Consider the following 19308-nt stretch of genomic DNA (forward strand, 5'->3'; position numbering starts at 1 on the left):
CTAATCAAATCTCTGAACTCCCTACAAATTCAGACCTGAGTTCTTGCTTTAGATTTTCTAAACACATTCTTATCTGGCTAATAGTCATATAAGATGCTAATGAAAGGGGCTATAATATTTTAATGTATGGAAGTAGGTTTTTTTGGAATTTCAGTGAAAAATTAAAAGAAGCTGGAATAACCGAAAGACCGTTATCATTTCGTACCTTATCAATACTTTTATCGAAATCTCCAGCGTCTATAGCTAATTTCTTTTCCAGTTAGAGATAAATTACCTTCCCTATACAACTTCATTTGATCTGGAAGATTTAAAGATCAAATCAAATTTAACTCCTTAAAAAGACATTTTTGAACTTTCAGTAACATTAAAAATTATGACTTGGATTGTGATTATTATTTATAATTATAATTCATTTTAAACTAAAAACTATATCCGTTATTTGGGTGCAATTAGCCTAATTTTAATAAACCAGAAGTAGCTTTAAAATGAGTCATAGAGCCGAAATAGGTCAAAGAATAAAGAAATTGAGAAATAAGAATAATTTTTCTCAAACGCATGTAGCTAATATTCTATTTATATCCCAGGCAGCCTATTCTCTAATTGAAAACTCTCAAAATGGCATTGTAGTAGATCACATCTTAAAACTCAGCCAGCTTTATGATATTTCTACAGATTTTATCCTTAAAGGTGAAAACAATTATATCAAAGTAGAGAGAGCGAATGGTTTTGTGCCTTTAATCCGTGCTCATAGACAATCTGAATTTATCAGGGACCTGAGTGATGATTCCTTTTCAGATCTTGAAGACTGGTTTCGTGTACCCGGATTCATGCCGGTTGAGGATCATAGACTTTTCGAGGTAAGCACCAATAATTTAACTCCTACAATTTTGACCGGTGATATCCTGGTTTGCCAGAATCATCAAAAATTTGACGAAATATTGGACGGGACTGCCGTTATCGTGGTCACTGGAGATCAAATTTACATGAAGCGGTTCAAAAAGTCCTCAGAAGAAGGTTATTTGCTTCTTGAAAATGATAATGAGTATACTTCTGAGACAGGTTCTCGAATCAAGATTGAAGAAGTGAGAGAATTGATGATTATCAGAGGTAAGATTAGCAGTGGTCTTGTTCAATACCATGAGATCTCTGGGAAAGGGAAAATAAATGCCCTGGAACAGGATCTCGAACTATTAAAAAAGGAACTATTCAGTATGAACAAAAAACTGACTATTCTTAGTTCCAAAAATGATTGATAGAATTTGAGGAGAGAAGGTTTTTTCCGTTCTTTACACTGAATAAAACAGGAAATGAAAATCTTCAAAAATCAGTGGTCTAATATTATCATTATCGTTCTAATACTGGCGTTGGTGATTCCCCAGACCAGAAAGCCTATTCAGATCTTTGTTAATAAGCTTATTTCATTCGCTCCGTCGGTTAACGACGAGGAAGATCGGGTGAAGATTGCAAACTACAATTGGGTTCTTGAGAGTAATAGGGGCAAACGTACTGAGTTTTCTCAATTTCAGGATGAAGTGGTGATCGTTAATTTCTGGGCTACCTGGTGCCCCCCTTGTATTGCCGAAATGCCAAGTTTCCAGGAACTGTATCAGGATTATGGGGGTAAAGTTTCTTTCCTTTTTGTATCAGGTGAACAGCATCAAACCGTGGAGAATTTTATGAAGCGCAAACGTTTCGATCTACCTGCATATAAAATGCTTACTAAGGCTCCAGAACCTATGGATGGGAGAACTTTGCCTACTACCTATGTCATTTCAAAAGATGGTAGTATTGTAATAGATAAAGTAGGTTCTGCTGATTGGAATAGTGAAAGTTTTCGCCAAACTCTGGATAAATTGATAGCAGAATAGATCATAATTTCTTGAAGAAGGCCTTCAAAAATTCAGGATGGTATAGCGAAAACATGATCTTGATATCTTCAGAAAAGCTGGTTTCTTCGTCTAGAAACCTGAAAATATCCTGAATAGAATTCTTAGTATAGAATTTTGTAAACAATGATTCTCCAAGGTCGTTTCTGTTTTTAAGCACTTCAAGGAAGATGGCGTCATATTTCTGGTATTTTTTACTGAATAGATCTTTTGAGGGCATCCGGCTGCTCTTGATATTTTGAATAAGAAGATCGATCTTTCTTTCAGTATTCTTGAATGAATATCCTGAAGAAGCTTTAACCCAGCCTCCCGCTGTGCCTATTTTAGTGACCTTAGCTGTGCTTTTTTTGTGAAAAGGGTAATCTGTCATGGGGATCATTCCGATCTCCTCTTCAATAATCTCATATGAAGTGGTTTTTAAAATTTCCCTGAGATACCTATTGAGATACTTGTCGTAAGTAGTGTCGTTTGTTAGAAATGGAGTGAAAAAGGTGAATTCTACAAGCGCCTCATTTGCTGAAATTGGTAAAACGTAGGTGAAACTTGCCGAATCTTTATAGTTGATCCGGTAATCCATCATGGTAAAAGTTTCTGGATCGAACAGATCTTCTTCTGTTTTAATGTACCAACCTTTAAAATGCTGATATATTAAAGTGGAATTCTCAGTCTTTTTATAATCTTCCGGTGGTCGGCTGTCAAAGAAATGGGTGGCAGTATAATCTTTTTCTTTTCCTTTAGCTGTACGGGTCACTTCATCAATAGAAATGATCTCGTCTTTAATAAAAACAATATCTGCAGATGCTTCAAGGTTTGATTTTACATGTTCGTAGAAATCGATCGACCTTAGCATTTTATAGGAATAAGGTGCTAGGTCCAGATCTTTATTTATTTCAGATGAGATAAATTTTCCTTTTTCCCAGGTTTTAGTGATAATATGATCCCAGGAACCTTCACCTTTCTCCCAGAAACACCAGGTTTTATCATTTTTAGTTTTGTCATCGGGTTCTATGATGGCGATCTTCTTTCCTCTGAAAAAAACATCATCATGTATTCTGGAAGCTAACTGCAGACCAGCCATACCACCGCCTACAATGACGTAGTAATAATCTGGTGTTAACATCTAGTAGGGGTTGTTATTTCTTGAAATATTTGAAAGGTACGAAAAGCATTCCGAAACATTCACCATCATCTTTTCCAAGGTGTTTATGGTGCATTTTATGAGCTCTTCTAATTCCCTTCGCGTATTTATTATTAGCATTTCTTAAGATCTTGAATCTCTGGTGTATAAAAATATCATGTACGGTAAAATAAGTAATTCCATAGGCCAGGATCCCTAAACCAATTGGTAAACCTATCCAGATGTCTTCATATTTCCATAATAGAAAACATCCAATACTTACAAGGGCATAGAAGACAAAGAAAAGGTCGTTACGTTCCCACCAGCTACTATGGTCTTTCCTATGATGGTCCTTATGTAATTTCCATAAAAAACCATGCATCACATATTTATGGGTAAACCAGGCCATTCCTTCCATAATCATGAAAGTGCCAAGAAATACTGCGATCCACAATAAAATATTCATTTCAATCATAATTTATATAAGGTTCAATCTATAAGAAATATAAGATTTTGCCAGTAACCCTGCCTTTTGATAATTGGGCACTCTTACTCTTCGTTTTCTTATTTCTAGAGAAGGAATCCTTTTTAATTTTTGTAATAATTTCCGATAATATATGTACGCGGTATATACGCCAAATTTAGCTTCTACTGGTAAATGCGCAATACCATGAAGTCCTTTTTTAAAATCTTCTTCGATTTCATTTATGATCTGTTGCTTATTTTCCTCATTCAATTGAGCAAGATCCATATTAGGAAAATAACTTCGGCTTAGGTCTTCATAATCTGCCTTAAGATCCCTTAGGAAATTGACTTTTTGAAAGGCAGAACCTAAGCTCATAGCGCTTTCCTTAAGTTCTTCATATTTCGCCTTGTCGCCATTCACAAAAACCTTTAAACACATTAGCCCAACAACATCTGCGCTTCCATAAATATACTGTTTAAATTCTTCTATACTTAGGTATTCAGATTTATGGAGGTCCAGTCTCATACTGTCCATAAAAGAATTATAAAGTTCTGCATCAATGCCGAATTCATGTACGGTTTCCTGGAAGGAATTCAAGATTGGATTTAATGATATCCTAGATTCAATAGCTTTATGAAGATCTTCTTCAAAATCATTAAATAGCGTTTCCTTGTTATAGTCGTGAAAAGTATCTACAATTTCATCTGCGAATCTAACAAAGCCATAAATATTATATATATGCTGCCTAATTGAAGGAGCAAGCATCTTAGTTGCCAAAGAAAAAGAGGTACTGTAGGAGTTTGTGACCGTTCTGCTACAGGACCTGGATACGTTGTCAAAAATAGCTTTCATATTACTTTTTTTCATTTTTTTCAATTAGACCTGCGGCTAGTTTTCCTGATATCAGGGAAGGAGGAACTCCTGGTCCTGGCACGGTTAGTTGTCCAGTAAAATAAAGATGCTCAACTTTTTTACTTCTAAGTTTAGGCCTTAAAAATGCCGTCTGGAATAAGGTGTTGGCCATTCCATAGGCGTTTCCTTTGTAGGAATTATAGGCTTCTTTGAAGTCATTTACACAAAAGGACTCTTTAAATATAATATTACTTTTTATTTTTTGACCGGTAATTCTCTCAAATCGGTCAATGATAATATTGAAATAATGTTCTCTAATCTCCGAAGTATCTTCTAGGTCTGGAGCAAGAGGAATTAAGAATATCCCGGCTTCTTTACCCTCTGGTGCGCAGGAATCATCTGTGATTGAGGGAAAGCTGGCATAAAATAAAGGATTGTCCGGCCATTTAGGATCGTCATAAATATCTTTAGCATGATCTTCAAAATTGCTGTCGAAGAAAAGCGTATGATGGGATACATTTTTTATTTTCTTGTTGAATGCTACATAAAACAAGAGGGACGAAGGGGCAAAGGTCTTTTTCTCCCAGAAACCGGTAGAGTATTGTCTTAACTTTTCTGGCAGTAATTGTTCTGAATGATGATAATCTGCTCCGCTTAGCACGATATCTGCAAAATGCTCCTTGCCATTTACTACAAGGCCTTTTGCTTTTCCTTTTTCGGTAATGATCTTATCTACTGGAGAATTAAGGTGGAAAATAACACCATGCGATTCTGCTAGATCTTTAATGCCTTCAATTACCTTATACATTCCACCTTTAGGGTGCCAGGTGCCCAGGCCAAAATCGGCATAATTCATAAAACTGTAGAATGCCGGAGTGTCGCTGGGTTTAGCTCCCAGGAATAACACCGGAAACTCCAGAATTTTTCTAAGCTTTTTATTGGTGAAATCTTTTCTAACTTCCTGGCTAATATTGGTGAAAAACCTGCCAAGCCTTTTGGCAGTTTCTGGGGTGACAAGTTCCAGAGGTGAAACACCAGGTCTGTAAACCAGGTCTTTAATGGCAATATCATAATTATCTCTGGCCTTGGTGATAAATTTTTCCAGTTTATCAGCACTACCAACCTCTTCCTTTTCGAAATTATCATAGATCTCATTAAGATTTCCCGGTATCAAAACCGAATCATCTTTATCAAAGTATACCTGATAGGCGGGATCAAGTTTTTCAAGTTGGTAATAATCAGAAGTTTTTTTATCGAAATCGGCAAAGAATCTTTCGAAAACATCGGGCATCCAATACCAGGTCGGTCCAATATCGAAGATAAAACCATCCTTTTTGAATTGTCTGGCGCGACCGCCAACGGTACTGTTCTTTTCGAAGACCTGCACTTCATATCCTGCTTTTGCCAGGTAACATGATGCTGCAAGCGAAGAAAAACCGGAACCGATTATATTAATTTTTTGGGACATGTAGGGATTTTAAAGATGATTTGCGAAGTCCAGAGCTGATGGGTAGACTTTTATGTGGTCTGGGAGTAAGTTCCTGTCGATTTCTTTTGTTCTCTGTCCAAATAACAACAATTCATGTTGTTTTTCCTGACAAACCTTTTCCTGAAAATCCTTAATGAATTCCTCAACATCTGTGTTAACCGGGGTTATTGTAAGGTAACTTACGAAAATCAGGTTCTTATGGATTTTCATCAAATAATCAAGGTTGTTGAGCGGAAGGCTAGGGCCAAGGTATATCGCATTTTTTCCAGCGTTCAATAATTCATAATTCAGGTAAAGTATTCCTACATCATGAATTTCATTCTCAGGAAGAAAAAGCACATATAAAATTTCATCATCTTCCTCAGGAATTTCTGCTTTTAGATCGGCTATATTCAGATAAATTTTCTGTTTAATAAGTTCCACTATATAATGTTCGTGGATCGGCTTTATGGTATCTGTTTGCCATAACAATCCGATCTCCTCAAGTAGAGGCAGGAAAACATCCTGAAATACCTCCCTGAAGGTTCGCTTTTCCCTGAGCTTATTATAGGTTCTCTGGAAAAGTCGGTCATCGAAGTTCATCATGGCGAGTTTGAAAGAATTTTTTGCGCGATTCTCTTCACTAGAGGAGGCAGAAATTCTTTTCACGAGATTGTTGATCTCATTTTCTTCCATTTTGGAAATCCGGGAAATTTTGTACCCATGACTATTAAGAAAAGAGATATTTAGAAGTTTTTGCAGGTTCTCCCCGTTGTAGGTTCTAATGTTGGTATCGGTTCTTTCCGGGTTTAGGATATCATATCGCTTTTCCCATATTCTAATGGTGTGAGCCTTGATACCGCTTAAATGTTCCAGGTCTTTGATACTAAAATTTTGTTTAATGTGTTCCATGATCTGTTATAGGAGTTAAACAAATCTAAACAATAATCAGAATTAAATTCATTATTAAAATGTTAAAATGTTTAATTTAAGTACATAAATATTAAACAAAATAAATTTTAAGCAAAAAAATACCTGCCTGAGATTCGAGGAATTCAGGAAGCTTCGACTTAAATATAAAATTCTAAATGATATAAAAGAGGGAGGTAAAGTAGTACCCGGAGCGGGACTTGAACCCGCACGCCCTAATGGACACATGGCCCTCAACCATGCCTGTCTACCAATTCCAGCACCCGGGTAAATAAAATGGAATTAAAATTCCATTGGCTGGTAAAAAAAAACCGGAAAATTTCCGGTGTAGAACTTAGTAGTGATCTGGCTGGGGCTCGAACCCAGGACCCTCTCCTTAAAAGGGAGATGCTCTACCAACTGAGCTACCAGATCTAGAACAAAATCAAATTTTGAACGTATTTAGTGATCTGGCTGGGGCTCGAACCCAGGACCCTCTCCTTAAAAGGGAGATGCTCTACCAACTGAGCTACCAGATCATTAAAAAGCATCCGTCTTTTTGCGAATGCGGGTGCAAATATACATTCATTAATTTATTTTTCAAGCCTTATTTGCTATAATTTTATCATAGTTTTGCCTTTCACTCATTTTAAGCGATTTAAGACATGAAAATTTTTCTTTTGGGTTACATGGGATCGGGAAAATCTTTTATCGGAAAGCAACTTTCTGAAAAAATGAATATCGATTTTGTAGATATGGACCATCAAATAGAAGAAAATGAAGGAAAAACTATTTCTGAAATCTTTCAAAGTAGAGGCGAGGTCTATTTTAGAAAACTCGAAAGAAGAACTTTAGAAAACTTGATACAAAGGGAAGAAGCCGCGGTTATTTCTCTTGGCGGAGGAACCCCGTGTTATGGAGATAATATGGATCTTATAAGAAATGCCTCAGATATAACTTCCTTTTATTTGAAATTGAACATCGAAAACCTCACAGAAAGGCTATTCAGTGAAAAGGACAGTCGTCCTATGATAAGTCATCTGGAAGATAAAGAGAAACTGGAAGAATTCATTAGAAAGCACCTTTTTGAAAGAGGTTTTTATTACAATCAAAGTGATCATGTGATCAATTGTGATGACAGGTCCGCTGAAGAAATTATAGAGCAGATCTATGAAAAGCTAGGATAATTCTACCCTTTCTTTATTCTTTTCAAAGATAACCTTTACGGTTTCGCTAAGTGAAGTTGATAGCGAAATACCTTTGAAATCTACCTTTACAGGATATTTTTTATGATTTCGATCTACCAGAACGGCAGTGTTGAAATGTTTTAACGGAACCTTTAAAAAATGTCGAACGCCATAGATAAGAGTGGTTCCAGAATTAAGGACATCATCCACGAGGATGATAGCTTTATTCTCGTATTGATCTGGAGTAAGTGAAGTTTTAATTTCTTCCAGGGGATTCTTCTTATCAATTTTCACTTCGCAAAGAGTGGTTTTTATTGGCGAGATCCCTTTTAATTCATTTTCCAGTTTTTGAGCAAGAATAAAACCGTTTTTCGCAATACCTGCTATTATGATTTCTTTTTCTTCAACATTACTTTCGTATATCTGGTAAGCAATTCTGCGAATTTTATGCTTGATCTGCTCCTGGTTTAAAATAGGATGATGTTTCTTCATCTTTTACTTTTTTCTGAATTTAAAAAACAACTCTTTACCCTTTCTCGGAGCGATGGAATTGTGACACCTTTCAAAAATATCAATTTTGAAGTACTGGCTAAAATACGTCAAATATTCTTCTTTACTTCCTCCAAAAGGAGGTCCGTCCTCCTGAAGTTCAAAATCAAATAACACGCCGGCAATACGTCCGGTTTCAGTTAATAATTCCGAAGATTTTTTAGCGTAATCCAGTCTTTTTTTCACGGGGATTGCACAGAAAAAAGTTTGCTCCAGGATAAGATCAAATTTTCCTTCCAGTTTGAAGAAGTCAGAATTAAGAATTTGTTTTTCAGGAAATTCAGGGACTCTTTCCTTAAGATTTTTTATAGGTTCCCTGGCGATATCGCAAATATAAACCTGTTTAAATCCATTATGGAAAAGGTATTCAGCTTCATATGAATTTCCAGCACCCGGAATTAATATTTTCAGATCTTTATTTGTTAACTGATCTATGTATTCTTTAATGGGAGTCGAAACAGATCCAATATCCCAGCCGGTATTATTTTCCCGGTAACGTTGAGACCAGAAATTCTCATTCATCCTTTTTGTCTTCAGGCTTATTTATTTCTTCTTCTGCATTCTCGAACCAGTCATCAATATCTCTTCTGTCTTTTTTGGTAGGTCTTCCCGTGCCTTTCTTTCTATAGTAATCCTTAGAATATTTGAGAAGGTCAAGTTTCTCAAAAGCCTCCTTGGGAGTCACATCATGAACATACAGATTTACCAGTTTAGCTCCAACCCGGCTTTTAGGTATATCCAGGATCTCTATTTCATAGTTGATCTGGTTCTTTCTTACCCTCAATTTATCTCCCGGAAATACTTCTTTTGAAGGTTTCAGGATTTCTTCCTCCAGTCTTACTTTTCCTTGTTTGCAGGCATTGGTAGCTATATTTCGGGTCTTGAAATATCTAACACACCACAAAAACTTATCAACTCTCATAATTTGACCTCTAAATCAGCGTTCATATTGAAGCAAAAATACAAGATTATTGTATCTTGCGGCTCCAAAATAATATTCTGATGAGATTAAACAAAATAATGATGATCTGCCTTATGGCATTTCTTGTTTTTTCATGTGATAATGACGATGATGATGGACCTGAAGTGACTCCGCCAAGAGATAGGGGAGAGCAGGCTATTGAAGATGACCAGGCTTTGATCGATTATCTTTCAACGCATTTTTATAACTATGAAGAGTTCGAGGAACCTTCAGAAGAGTTTGACTATGTGGTAAGGTTCGATACAATTGCCGGAGAAAATATTGATAAAACTCCAATCATCGAATCAGAAAAATTAATCACTAAAACGGTTAATTTTCAAGGAGTAGACCAGCAGCTATATGTTTTGGTAGAAAGAGAAGGGGCAGGCGAACAACCTACCTTTGCAGATTCTGCATATGTTGCTTATGAAGGAGAATTACTAAGCGGTAATGTGTTTGATAGCAGATTGAAATCACCGCTTTGGTTCAACCTCACCTCTTATTATGAGGTTGGTATTCAGGGACCGTCTTTAAGACCGGGACCTGTTAAAGGTTTTTCAGAAGGAATGGAAGAATTTCGTGCCGCTACTGGATTTATCACGAACCCTGATAATACAATTACCTGGAATAATGATTACGGTGTAGGTGCTATTTTCATGCCGTCAGGTCTGGCTTATTTCAATACTGCTCAGAATGGAATACCATCATATTCGCCACTAATATTCAAGGTGAATCTATTTAAGGTTAATGATGCAGATCATGACAGAGACGGCATCGAGTCATTTATGGAAGATCTGGACGGCGATGGAGATCTATTTAATGATGATACCGATGAAGATGGCTTACCAAATTTTTCTGATGCAGATGATGATGGCGACGGTACTCTTACCAAAGATGAAATTGAAATCAAAGAGGACGGTAGTATAATTTTTACCGATTCTAATGACGATGGAACTCCAGATTATCTGGATCCGGATGTTTTTAAATAATATTTGGAACCTAAATAGAACGAGAAAACCCGGAGAATCCTCCGGGTTTTTTTATGTTTCAGTTTTCATGATATTATTTTCCTCCTATAGATTGCAGGTCCTGTATACAGGCATCATCCAATTCTGGAACTCCTCCTCCGGTTATACCGTTAACCACGCCACTCCCAAATTCAATAGATGCTCTCATTAAGCAGCCGTCTGTATCACAATGGCCTTCTTTTTCTGGATCCTCATGGTCTGAGACCGGATCGATTCCCAGGTCTACCAGCCCAAAAAGGTGACCAAATTCATGATTCAATGTAGATGCCTCGATTATAGCTCTAGGCGGCGCGCCATTTCTGGAAGCGAAATCTTTAATCGTTTTTTCATAGATAATAATTGAAGTATTTCTGAAAGCTGTACCTAAAGTTACCAGATCATCAGACTCTTCCTCTTTTTCACCATCTGCGAAATAGATCCATACTGCGATCTCATCCCCAACATTATATAAGGTCCTGGTTTCTTCTTCTACGGCTTTTAAATCATCTTCGGTAAAGGGTGATAATCCGGACGGCTGTACAGACCTAAGATTGATCTTAATACCATCAGGTTTATAAACCCTGGATTCCAGGAAATTTTGAAAAATATCGATTGCTTCACTAGTAGGTCTGTTGCCGTCAGCATATACAATTTCAATATTCATAGAAGTGAATACCATATCGCTAAGTAGGTCTGCACCAGAAGAACCTGTTAATTTTAGATTCGCAGATTTACCCGTATCCCTCTTGTCAACGTCTTCTGTAGTACAGGAGAACACAAATGCAGCAGAGATAAAAAGTAGAAGTAATTTTTTAATTCTTATCATGTCAATATTTAAGCAATGCTTCAAAAATATGAAAAATAGTGAGTTAGATCGTTTTTTTAATAAGATCACCAAAAATCCGGATCAACTGGTATCAAAATTTATTTCTTCTGAACTGATAGTTCAGCCAGAAAATCATAATTATCTCCCTGATGTATTATTTCACAATTAAAACCATTGGACTCAGCATATTCGGTTAATAGATCCGGACTTATAAAGAGCCAGTCGAAATCTTCAGAATGCCATTCTTTATAACTTATACTATACTGGAATTCTCCAAAATAATTTTCAGGATCTTCAAATTCGTCCTCGAAAAGGTAAATAAGATCTGAGGAGTCCATGAGAATTTTTCCCCTTTCAGTTAATAGCGTTCGGGAATGATCAAAAAAAGATTTCAGGTTCTTGAGTTTACCTATGATCCCGCTACCATTCATCAACATTAAAATGGTGTCAAATTTCTCATCCTTTAATTTGAAGAAATCTTCTGAAACGGCATTTTCAACCCCTCTCTTTGTAGCGATCTCTATCGCTCCTGCTGAAGTGTCTATTGCCTTGACCTGTAATTTCTTATTTTGCTGAAGAAACAGAGCGTGGCTGCCCGCACCACATCCAACGTCAAGCACCTTTCCTTCGCATAGCTCCAACGCTTTTTGTTCGACCTCGGGCATATCTTCAAATTTCCTGAAAAGATACTCCACAAGGATCACATCATCCTCAAAATCTGGGGAATGAACTATGATGTCTGTTTTGTCTTTTTCTTCGTAAAATGCTTTGATGGCGGTGCCGAATATATCCTTATTTTTGTCCAATGGAAGAGATTCTTAAGAGTTTACCTGATAAGGCCAAAGATAAGAAGAAGGAGAATAGAAAGTTCTTTTCTAAGCTAAAGAAACGTCCGCCAAAAGATCTGGATGCGCTAATGATTGAACTTCATGAAGATGAGTTCTCCAGGACCGATTGTCTTACCTGTGCCAATTGCTGTAAAACAACCGGACCTTTATTTACTCAAAAGGATATTGAAAGGATCAGCAAGCATTTCAGAATGAAGCCAGGCGAATTCATCGATACTTATTTAAGGCTGGACGAAGAAAATGATTTTGTATTGCAACAGGTTCCATGTCCCTTTTTAGGATCAGATAACTATTGTTCCATTTACGATAAGAGACCAAAAGCATGCCGGGAATATCCGCATACCGACAGAAAAGATTTTCATAAGATCTCTAATATCACCATTAGAAATACGGCTGTTTGTCCCGCTACTTATAATATTGTCGAGGAAATGAAAAAAAGATTAAAAACTAACTTTTAGGTCTAAAATATTTTGTCTTTCTTTAACAAAATATTTAACCATGAAGAAACTACTCTTCCTCCTTTTCTTATCAACTTTTAAGCTTTGTGCGACTAACTGGTATACTGATCTGGAAACCGCGCAAAAAGTTGCCATTGCTAGTAATAAATTGATCCTTGTAGATTTCTGGGCAAACTGGTGCGGCCCCTGTAAGAAAATGGACCGGGATGTTTGGAGTAAGGAAGAGGTGAAGACAGTTCTTGATAATTATGTTCCGCTAAAGATAGATTTTGATACTCGAAGGCAATTAGTGGATCAATATGGGGTACATGGTATTCCATTCGTGGTCATTATGGATGCCAATGGTAAAGTTCTTTACAATAAGCTAGGTTATACAGATAAAATTCAAACGCTACATTTTCTAGAAAAATATCGACTTAACACCTCCTTTATGCAACTGGAAACCGCATATTTTAACAGGCAGCCAAGTTATTCCACTGCCTTAAGACTGGCTCAGAAATACCTCGATTTTAGCCTTTATGTAGAAGATCCTGAGGTGAGGAAAAACGTATTATCGCTCGCTAAGGAATATCTGTCGGAAACTGAAGACCTGCTGGACTCCGAACAGGCTAATTACACTATGATGGAACAAAAGATCGAACTCCTGGAGGCAAACGTAGATTTATACGACGGGAATTATCGTAAACTAGGAAGATTCCTTGAGAAAAAGATCGATGAAGAGGATTTAAGAAAGTATAATTGGGGTGTCTATTGCTTTTTGAATTATTGCATGTACAAAGAAGAAGGTGATCAGAGAAATATTCAGAAATGGGAAAACGAAATGAATAAGCTCAAAAACCCGGAATTATACTGGACCAGGTATTCTAAATTAATTGCTTCAAGAGAGTAGAAAAGATATTGTTTTAAAAAATAAAAAGCCCTGGCATCTAAATGCCAGGGCTTTTTGTAAAATTGAATAAGTTAATTATTACTGGTAAAGCAGATATTTTTTTCTCATTAGATCGTAATTAGATAAACCTTCTTTCCAGCTAGCTTTTATTTCCTGAAAAGACTTTCCGCTTTCTATTTGATCTTGAAGTTTTTTAGTTCCGGCAAGTTTTGTGAAAAACTGGTTGAAGAACTCCTCTTTTTTAGCAGTATTATTATAAGCTTCGATTAGCCATTCAAGATTAAGTGAATTCAAATATTCTGAATCGGTGAGGTCTTTACCGAAACATTGCAAGCCTGAATGTTTTGGGTTAGTCGCGCCCGGCATTGGTTCTGGCTTGTATAAATATTTGAAATAGGTTTTGTATAAATAAGGCGATCCAAAAACCTGGAATTGCTTATCTGTACCTCGACCTGCATTTACATTAGTTCCTTCAAAGAAGCACAGGCTTGGGTATAAGTTAATAGATTTATCATTTGGAAGGTTTGGAGAAGGTTTTACTGGTAGAGAATATTTTTTCTCATGATCATAATTTTCCATTTCAATAACCCTGATATCGCATTGAATACCATCGTTTAACCATTTTTCACCATTTATCATTTGTGCATATTCCCCTATGGTAAGACCGTGCACCACAGGAATGGGATGCATCCCAACAAAACTTTGATATTCCGGTTCCAGGATTGGACCATCAATATAATGCCCATTAGGGTTTGGCCTGTCCATGATTAAAAGCGGGATATTATTTTCTGCGCAGGCTTCCATAAGGTAATGAAGAGTTGAAATATAGGTGTAGAACCTGGCTCCCACATCCTGAATATCGAAGATCATCAGATCTATATCCTTCAATACTTCAGGAGAAGGCTTTTTATTTTTTCCGTATAGGGAAACCACCGGAAGTCCGGTTTTTGTATCCAGTCCGTCTTTAATTACCTCTCCGGCGTCTGCCGTTCCACGAAAACCATGTTCTGGGGCGAATACTTTTTCGATCTTGATATTCAAACTTAGTAACGAATCTACGAGGTGAGTATATTCCCCAGTTTCAGTTTTAATGATCGAAGTTTGATTACCAACCACGCCGATCTTTTTACCTTTCAACAGGGCTAAATATTCTTCGGTACGATTTGCTCCTACGATTATTTCAGAGGCTTTAGAATCTGATTTCTCTTTATCTGATGTATTTTCTGAAGTTTCTTCAGATTGACTATTAGTGTTTCCGCAGGAAAGAATTCCGATAAGAAAGAATAAAAATGTACTTTTGAGCAATCTCTTAATCATAGGATATTGAATTTCGAGTATTTCGTTGTAAAGCGTTTAATCAGCGCTAAAAAGTATAAAAGTAGCATATCTGCACCTATAATAAAAATAGCGATCACGGCGATCGCTATCGGGGTGATTATGATGCTTGTTTCCTTTGCGACCGGCCTGGGTTTGCAGGAAAAGATAAGAGATAAGATCGCTGCTTTTAACGGGCATATCAATATTTCCAGTTACGACAATAACAGTTCCAAAGTTTCTTTGATCCCTGTATCGAAAAACCAGGATTTTTATCCTGAATTCACTTCAGTTGAAGGTATTAAGCATGTACAGGCGGTTGCCACCAAATTTGCGGTTATCAGGACCGAAAATGATTTTGAAGGTATCATTGTTAAAGGAGTTGGGGATGATTATAACTGGGAGTATTTTGAAGAATTCCTGATTGCCGGAGCACTACCAGATTTTTCTGAAAATTTAAATGATGAGGTGCTTATCTCGCAATACCTGGCCAATAGATTACAATTAAAGGTTGGTGATAAAGTACCTACCTATTTTTTAAGAGATGATAGCGAACGCCCGCTAGCCAGGGGTTTTGAGATAACCGGGATTTATGAGTCGGGATTTCAGGAATTTGATGAGCTTTACCTGATCGCAGATATAAGGCATATTCAGCGAATTAATAATTGGGAAGATGATGAGGTAGGGAATTTTGAGGTTTTTGTAGATGATTTCAACGAGCTGGATCAAAAGGGGAATGAAGTATATGAAAACACAGGTTCTTTCCTGGATACTCAAACAATTAGTCAGAAATATTATTCGATTTTTGAATGGCTCTCGCTTTTTGATTTCAATATCGCATTGATCATAGGAATTATGATCCTGGTTGCAGGAATAAATATGATCACAGCCCTTCTGGTACTAATTCTTGAAAGAACTCAAATGATAGGTGTGCTGAAGGCTTTGGGTGCAGGAGATTGGAGTATTAGAAAGATCTTTCTGTATAATGCTGGTTATCTCATTGTCCTGGGACTTTTCTGGGGTAACCTTATTGGGATAGGAATTCTGGCTCTCCAGAAGTATCTTAAATTGGTACCATTGGATCCACGAACATATTACGTGACCGAAGTTCCTATTTATCTTAACTGGGATTATATTCTTGTTGTTAACCTGGGAACCTTGCTTTTATGCATGATTATGCTGTTGGTTCCTTCTCTTATTATCACCAAAATTTCTCCGGTGAAGGCTATTAAGTTCGAGTAAAATTACCGACCAAAATATAAGCGCCTGTAATCCTTGGTTTAAGGCTTCAGGATTTTTTACATTTGCACTCTTAAAAATTGAAAATGGAATACGTTGAAAATATATTAGGTACCATCGGGAATACTCCTCTTGTGAAAATGAACAAGATCGTTGAGGATATCGATGCGCTGGTACTTGCTAAATACGAAACTTTTAATCCTGGAAATTCTGTAAAGGACCGTATGGCCGTGAAGATGGTAGAAGAGGCTGAGAAAAAAGGCCTTCTTAAGCCTGGAGGAACTATCATTGAAGGAACCTCCGGAAATACAGGTATGGGGCTGGCTTTGGTTGCTATCGTTAAAGGTTATAAGATGATCTGCGTAATGAGCGACAAGCAGAGCAAGGAAAAGATGGATATCCTTAAGGCTGTTGGTAGTGAAGTGATCGTTTGTCCTACAGATGTGGAGCCAGATGATCCACGTTCTTATTATTCAACTTCCAGAAGACTGGCAGAGGAAACTCCTAATTCTTGGTACGTAAATCAATATGATAACCTTGCCAACCGCCAGGCACATTATGAAACAACCGGGCCTGAGATCTGGAAACAAACAGATGGTAAAGTTACCCACTTTGTGGTTGGAGTAGGTACCGGCGGAACTATCTCTGGTGTAGGAAAATACCTAAAAGAACAAAATCCAGATATCAAAGTTTGGGGAATCGATACGTATGGTTCGGTTTTTAAAAAATATCATGAAACCGGAATTTTTGACGAAAAAGAGATCTATCCATATGTTACTGAAGGAATAGGGGAGGATATACTTCCTAAAAATGTAGACTTCAGTGTTATTGATGGTTTTACCAAGGTGACAGATAAAGATGCTGCAGTTTACACCCAGAAGCTTTCTAAGGAAGAAGGTTTTTTTCTTGGAAACAGTGCAGGTGCAGCTGCAAAAGGATTACTTCAGTTAAAGGAACATTTCAAAAAGGATGATGTGGTAGTAGTACTTTTTCATGACCACGGAAGCAGGTATGTTGGGAAAATGTACAATGATGAATGGATGAGAAAAATGGGGTATATTGAGTAGGATTTAAGATAAGATCTCAAAAAAGGTATAATTAAACTTAATTTATATGTTAAAGAATTATTGGTTTATTTCCAGTTTATTCTTCTTAATGTCACTTTTTATAAATGCGCAGGATCAGGAAAAAGTTTCAGATTTAGAAGTATCCCTAAAACTTATAAATCCAACCCGTGAGATCAATGACGGTAAAGTTCAGGTAGAGGTTCAAGGAGGCGAAGGGCCTTATCAATATAAATGGAGTAAGCAGAACATTTCTCTGGACTCGAAGGAAGCCACTGGGTTTATTGAAGGTCTGGATTATTCCGTTAAAATTACAGATGCTACGGGAGAAACTGTCAAAAAGGACTTCAATATAAAGGCAGAATCAATTACCGAAATATTTAATAGTAAAGTTCAACCTGCTGTAGACTTTTTAGGAAGTATTCTTTTTTGGGATCCTTTTGCTGCGGTGGGAATATATGATCCGGTTGTTTATACAGAACAAGCAGAAATACCAATCCCAAGCTGGGACGCAACAACCAGCAATACATATTCCCTCATGACATGGCTGGTGAAAGAAGGAGTCTCGGTAGCTGAAGGTGATAAAATAGCCATTGTACAAACAGATTCTGGAGAGAAAATCGATGTTTTTACTGATGCTTCCGGGAAGATTAATTATCTGGTTCCAGAAGGGGGAGAGATCTTTAACCCTAATGATAAGGGAGACGTTATAGAGCAGAATGCTCATATGATTGCCCAGATAGAATATGATGATCCTCAACCTTTACATCATCCAAATGGTGACGTTAGGAAGAATGCTATTCCTTTTATTGTGATCTGGTTAATCCTGGGAAGTATATTTTTTACCCTGAGACTTGGATTTGTAAATATTCGCGGGTTTAAACATTCCATACAGCTCGCTAAGGGAAAATATGATAACCCAGATGCTCCGGGTACAATTACTCACTTTCAGGCTATGGCTACCGCGGTATCGGCTACCGTTGGGTAAGGTAATATTGCCGGTGTAGCGGTTGCAATTTCTCTTGGAGGAGCAGGTGCCACATTCTGGATGTTCACGGCAGGTTTTTTTGCGATGTCCTTAAAATTTACTGAATGTACCCTTGGGGTGAAGTATAGAAAGATACATGAAGATGGAAGGATTTTCGGAGGTCCTATGAATTATCTCCGTTACGGTCTCGAGAAAAGGAATATGAAAGGACTGGGGAAATTTCTTGCAGGCCTTTTTGCAGTTTTAGGTATTGGGGCTTCCTTTGGTGGTGGTAATATGATCCAGTCTAACCAGGCTTTTAAGATCGTTTCAGAACAACTCCCATTTTTACAGGGATATGGATTTTGGTTCGGGATCGCATTTGCTCTACTTGTTGGGGCAGTAATCCTTGGAGGGATCAACAGTATTGCCCGTGTGACCAGTAAGGTGGTTCCGGTAATGGCAATTATTTATGTCCTGGGTTGCGCTGTGGTTATTGGAGTTAATATCGAAAATATAAGCGGTGCATTTTCTGCAATTTTTAATGGAGCATGGTCAGCCAGTGCCATGAAGGGTGGTTTTATAGGCGTATTAATTATTGGACTGCAAAGGGCTGCCTTTTCCAGTGAGGCTGGGGTTGGTTCAGCGGCTATCGCTCACAGTGCTACAAAAACTGAAAATCCAATTGCAGATGGTTTTACTTCTCTGGTTGAACCATTTATAGATACCATGGTAGTTTGTACAATGACAGCTTTGGTACTCATCTTTACTGGAATGCACGAGGTTGATGGAGGCATGCAAGGTGTAGAATTAACAGCAGATGCCTTTGGAAGTGTGATTTCCTGGTTCCCTGCCGTATTAGCATTAGCAGTATTCCTTTTTGCTTTTTCCACTATGGTTTCATGGTCTTATTACGGGATGAGGTCCTGGACTTATCTTTTTGGACAAAGCAAAAAATCTGAAATCATTTATAAGGTTCTTTTCCTGCTATTTGTGGTAGTAGGCGCGTCGGTAAGCCTTGGTGCAGTGCTGAGTTTTTCAGATATGATGATTCTCGCCATGTCTTTTCCTAACATTATTGGACTTTATATAATGTCTTCTGAAGTAAGAGGAGATATGAAGACCTACTGGCATAAATTAAAGAATGGCGAACTATTCATTAATCCAAAGTTCAGGAAGGCGAGCTAAAAAAAATCTCGGTAGATAATTTTAAAAGCTTCACCATCATGGTGGAGCTTTTTTTTGTCAAGAAAAAACTAAAACCCTGATAAATATTTCAGAATAGTTTCAAATATTCTATT

19 protein-coding genes, 3 tRNA genes and 1 pseudogene are annotated in these 19308 nt (G+C 37.3%); 9 read left to right on the forward strand and 14 right to left on the reverse strand.

Going from position 1 to position 19308, the window contains the following annotated elements:
* The first annotated feature begins 485 nt into the window (after positions 1-485).
* Together G3I01_RS09185 and G3I01_RS09190 are read left to right on the forward strand one after the other, a co-directional pair.
* Positions 486-1253, forward strand: coding sequence for an XRE family transcriptional regulator (locus G3I01_RS09185; RefSeq protein ID WP_219547175.1), 768 nt, complete (start codon positions 486-488; stop codon positions 1251-1253).
* A gap of 54 nt (positions 1254-1307) precedes the next feature.
* Entirely contained in the window at positions 1308-1868 is a 561-nt protein-coding gene (locus G3I01_RS09190; protein ID WP_219547177.1) for a TlpA disulfide reductase family protein, read from the forward strand.
* A gap of 1 nt (position 1869) precedes the next feature.
* On the opposite strand, the gene G3I01_RS09195 is transcribed toward G3I01_RS09190, so the two are convergent.
* The 8 genes from G3I01_RS09195 to G3I01_RS09230 all read right to left on the reverse strand — a co-directional run bounded on the left by G3I01_RS09195 (position 1870) and on the right by G3I01_RS09230 (position 7237).
* The gene (locus tag G3I01_RS09195; protein WP_219547179.1) at positions 1870-3006 is read right to left on the reverse strand and encodes a lycopene cyclase family protein; all 1137 of its coding nucleotides are present in this window, start codon (positions 3004-3006) and stop codon (positions 1870-1872) included.
* Between the two features lie 13 nt (positions 3007-3019).
* Positions 3020-3469, reverse strand: coding sequence for a sterol desaturase family protein (locus G3I01_RS09200; RefSeq protein WP_219547181.1), 450 nt, complete (start codon positions 3467-3469; stop codon positions 3020-3022).
* A gap of 12 nt (positions 3470-3481) precedes the next feature.
* Positions 3482-4321, reverse strand: coding sequence for a phytoene/squalene synthase family protein (locus G3I01_RS09205; protein WP_219552799.1), 840 nt, complete (start codon positions 4319-4321; stop codon positions 3482-3484).
* Position 4322: 1 nt separating this feature from the next.
* A complete protein-coding gene (crtI, locus tag G3I01_RS09210; RefSeq protein ID WP_219547183.1) occupies positions 4323-5789 on the reverse strand; it encodes a phytoene desaturase family protein in 1467 nt (488 codons plus the stop codon).
* 9 nt (positions 5790-5798) lie between these two features.
* Positions 5799-6701, reverse strand: coding sequence for a MerR family transcriptional regulator (locus tag G3I01_RS09215; protein ID WP_219547185.1), 903 nt, complete (start codon positions 6699-6701; stop codon positions 5799-5801).
* A gap of 203 nt (positions 6702-6904) precedes the next feature.
* Positions 6905-6988, reverse strand: a tRNA-Leu gene (locus tag G3I01_RS09220).
* A 72-nt stretch (positions 6989-7060) separates the two neighbouring features.
* A tRNA-Lys gene (locus G3I01_RS09225) sits at positions 7061-7133 on the reverse strand.
* Between the two features lie 31 nt (positions 7134-7164).
* Positions 7165-7237, reverse strand: a tRNA-Lys gene (locus G3I01_RS09230).
* A 126-nt stretch (positions 7238-7363) separates the two neighbouring features.
* Between G3I01_RS09230 and G3I01_RS09235 the strand changes: the two genes are divergently transcribed.
* A complete protein-coding gene (locus G3I01_RS09235; RefSeq protein ID WP_219547187.1) occupies positions 7364-7885 on the forward strand; it encodes a shikimate kinase in 522 nt (173 codons plus the stop codon).
* Here G3I01_RS09235 and G3I01_RS09240 read toward each other — a convergent pair.
* The 3 genes from G3I01_RS09240 to G3I01_RS09250 are packed head-to-tail and all read right to left on the reverse strand — an operon-like array spanning position 7877 to position 9356.
* The gene (locus tag G3I01_RS09240) at positions 7877-8377 is read right to left on the reverse strand and encodes a phosphoribosyltransferase family protein (RefSeq protein ID WP_219547189.1); all 501 of its coding nucleotides are present in this window, start codon (positions 8375-8377) and stop codon (positions 7877-7879) included. The two genes, G3I01_RS09235 and G3I01_RS09240, sit on opposite strands and share 9 nt — an antisense overlap.
* Before the next feature lie 3 nt (positions 8378-8380).
* Positions 8381-8956, reverse strand: a complete 576-nt coding sequence (locus tag G3I01_RS09245; RefSeq protein WP_219547191.1) for a methyltransferase domain-containing protein — start codon at positions 8954-8956, stop codon at positions 8381-8383.
* Positions 8949-9356 (reverse strand): S4 domain-containing protein, encoded by a 408-nt coding sequence (locus G3I01_RS09250; protein ID WP_219547193.1) that lies wholly within the window; start codon positions 9354-9356, stop codon positions 8949-8951. Before G3I01_RS09250 ends, G3I01_RS09245 begins: the two co-directional genes overlap by 8 nt.
* An 80-nt stretch (positions 9357-9436) precedes the next feature.
* On the opposite strand from G3I01_RS09250, the gene G3I01_RS09255 reads away from it, so the two are divergent.
* The gene (locus G3I01_RS09255) at positions 9437-10384 is read left to right on the forward strand and encodes a hypothetical protein (RefSeq protein WP_219547195.1); all 948 of its coding nucleotides are present in this window, start codon (positions 9437-9439) and stop codon (positions 10382-10384) included.
* Positions 10385-10457: 73 nt separating this feature from the next.
* On the opposite strand, the gene G3I01_RS09260 is transcribed toward G3I01_RS09255, so the two are convergent.
* Positions 10458-11228, reverse strand: coding sequence for a hypothetical protein (locus G3I01_RS09260; protein ID WP_219547197.1), 771 nt, complete (start codon positions 11226-11228; stop codon positions 10458-10460).
* 98 nt (positions 11229-11326) lie between these two features.
* Entirely contained in the window at positions 11327-12034 is a 708-nt protein-coding gene (locus G3I01_RS09265) for a class I SAM-dependent methyltransferase (RefSeq protein ID WP_219547199.1), read from the reverse strand.
* On the opposite strand from G3I01_RS09265, the gene G3I01_RS09270 reads away from it, so the two are divergent.
* Positions 12034-12534 (forward strand): YkgJ family cysteine cluster protein, encoded by a 501-nt coding sequence (locus G3I01_RS09270; RefSeq protein ID WP_219547201.1) that lies wholly within the window; start codon positions 12034-12036, stop codon positions 12532-12534. The two genes, G3I01_RS09265 and G3I01_RS09270, sit on opposite strands and share 1 nt — an antisense overlap.
* Positions 12535-12574: 40 nt before the next feature.
* Complete coding sequence (locus G3I01_RS09275; RefSeq protein WP_219547203.1) at positions 12575-13423, forward strand: thioredoxin family protein; 849 nt, start codon at positions 12575-12577, stop codon at positions 13421-13423.
* Positions 13424-13501: 78 nt separating this feature from the next.
* Here G3I01_RS09275 and G3I01_RS09280 read toward each other — a convergent pair whose 3' ends face one another.
* Positions 13502-14740, reverse strand: coding sequence for a DUF1343 domain-containing protein (locus G3I01_RS09280; RefSeq protein WP_219547205.1), 1239 nt, complete (start codon positions 14738-14740; stop codon positions 13502-13504).
* A gap of 6 nt (positions 14741-14746) precedes the next feature.
* Between G3I01_RS09280 and G3I01_RS09285 the strand changes: the two genes are divergently transcribed.
* From G3I01_RS09285 to G3I01_RS09295, 3 genes and pseudogenes are all read left to right on the forward strand, one after another.
* On the forward strand, positions 14747-15979 hold the full coding sequence (locus G3I01_RS09285; RefSeq protein ID WP_219547207.1) for an FtsX-like permease family protein: 1233 nt from the start codon (positions 14747-14749) through the stop codon (positions 15977-15979).
* 83 nt (positions 15980-16062) lie between these two features.
* Positions 16063-17043, forward strand: coding sequence for a cysteine synthase family protein (locus tag G3I01_RS09290; protein ID WP_219547209.1), 981 nt, complete (start codon positions 16063-16065; stop codon positions 17041-17043).
* 46 nt (positions 17044-17089) lie between these two features.
* Positions 17090-19195: pseudogene (locus tag G3I01_RS09295) on the forward strand (amino acid carrier protein).
* Positions 19196-19308 lie beyond the last annotated feature (113 nt).

Source organism: Gramella sp. MT6, from assembly GCF_019357415.1.
In the GTDB taxonomy this organism is placed as follows: Bacteria; Bacteroidota; Bacteroidia; order Flavobacteriales; family Flavobacteriaceae; genus Christiangramia.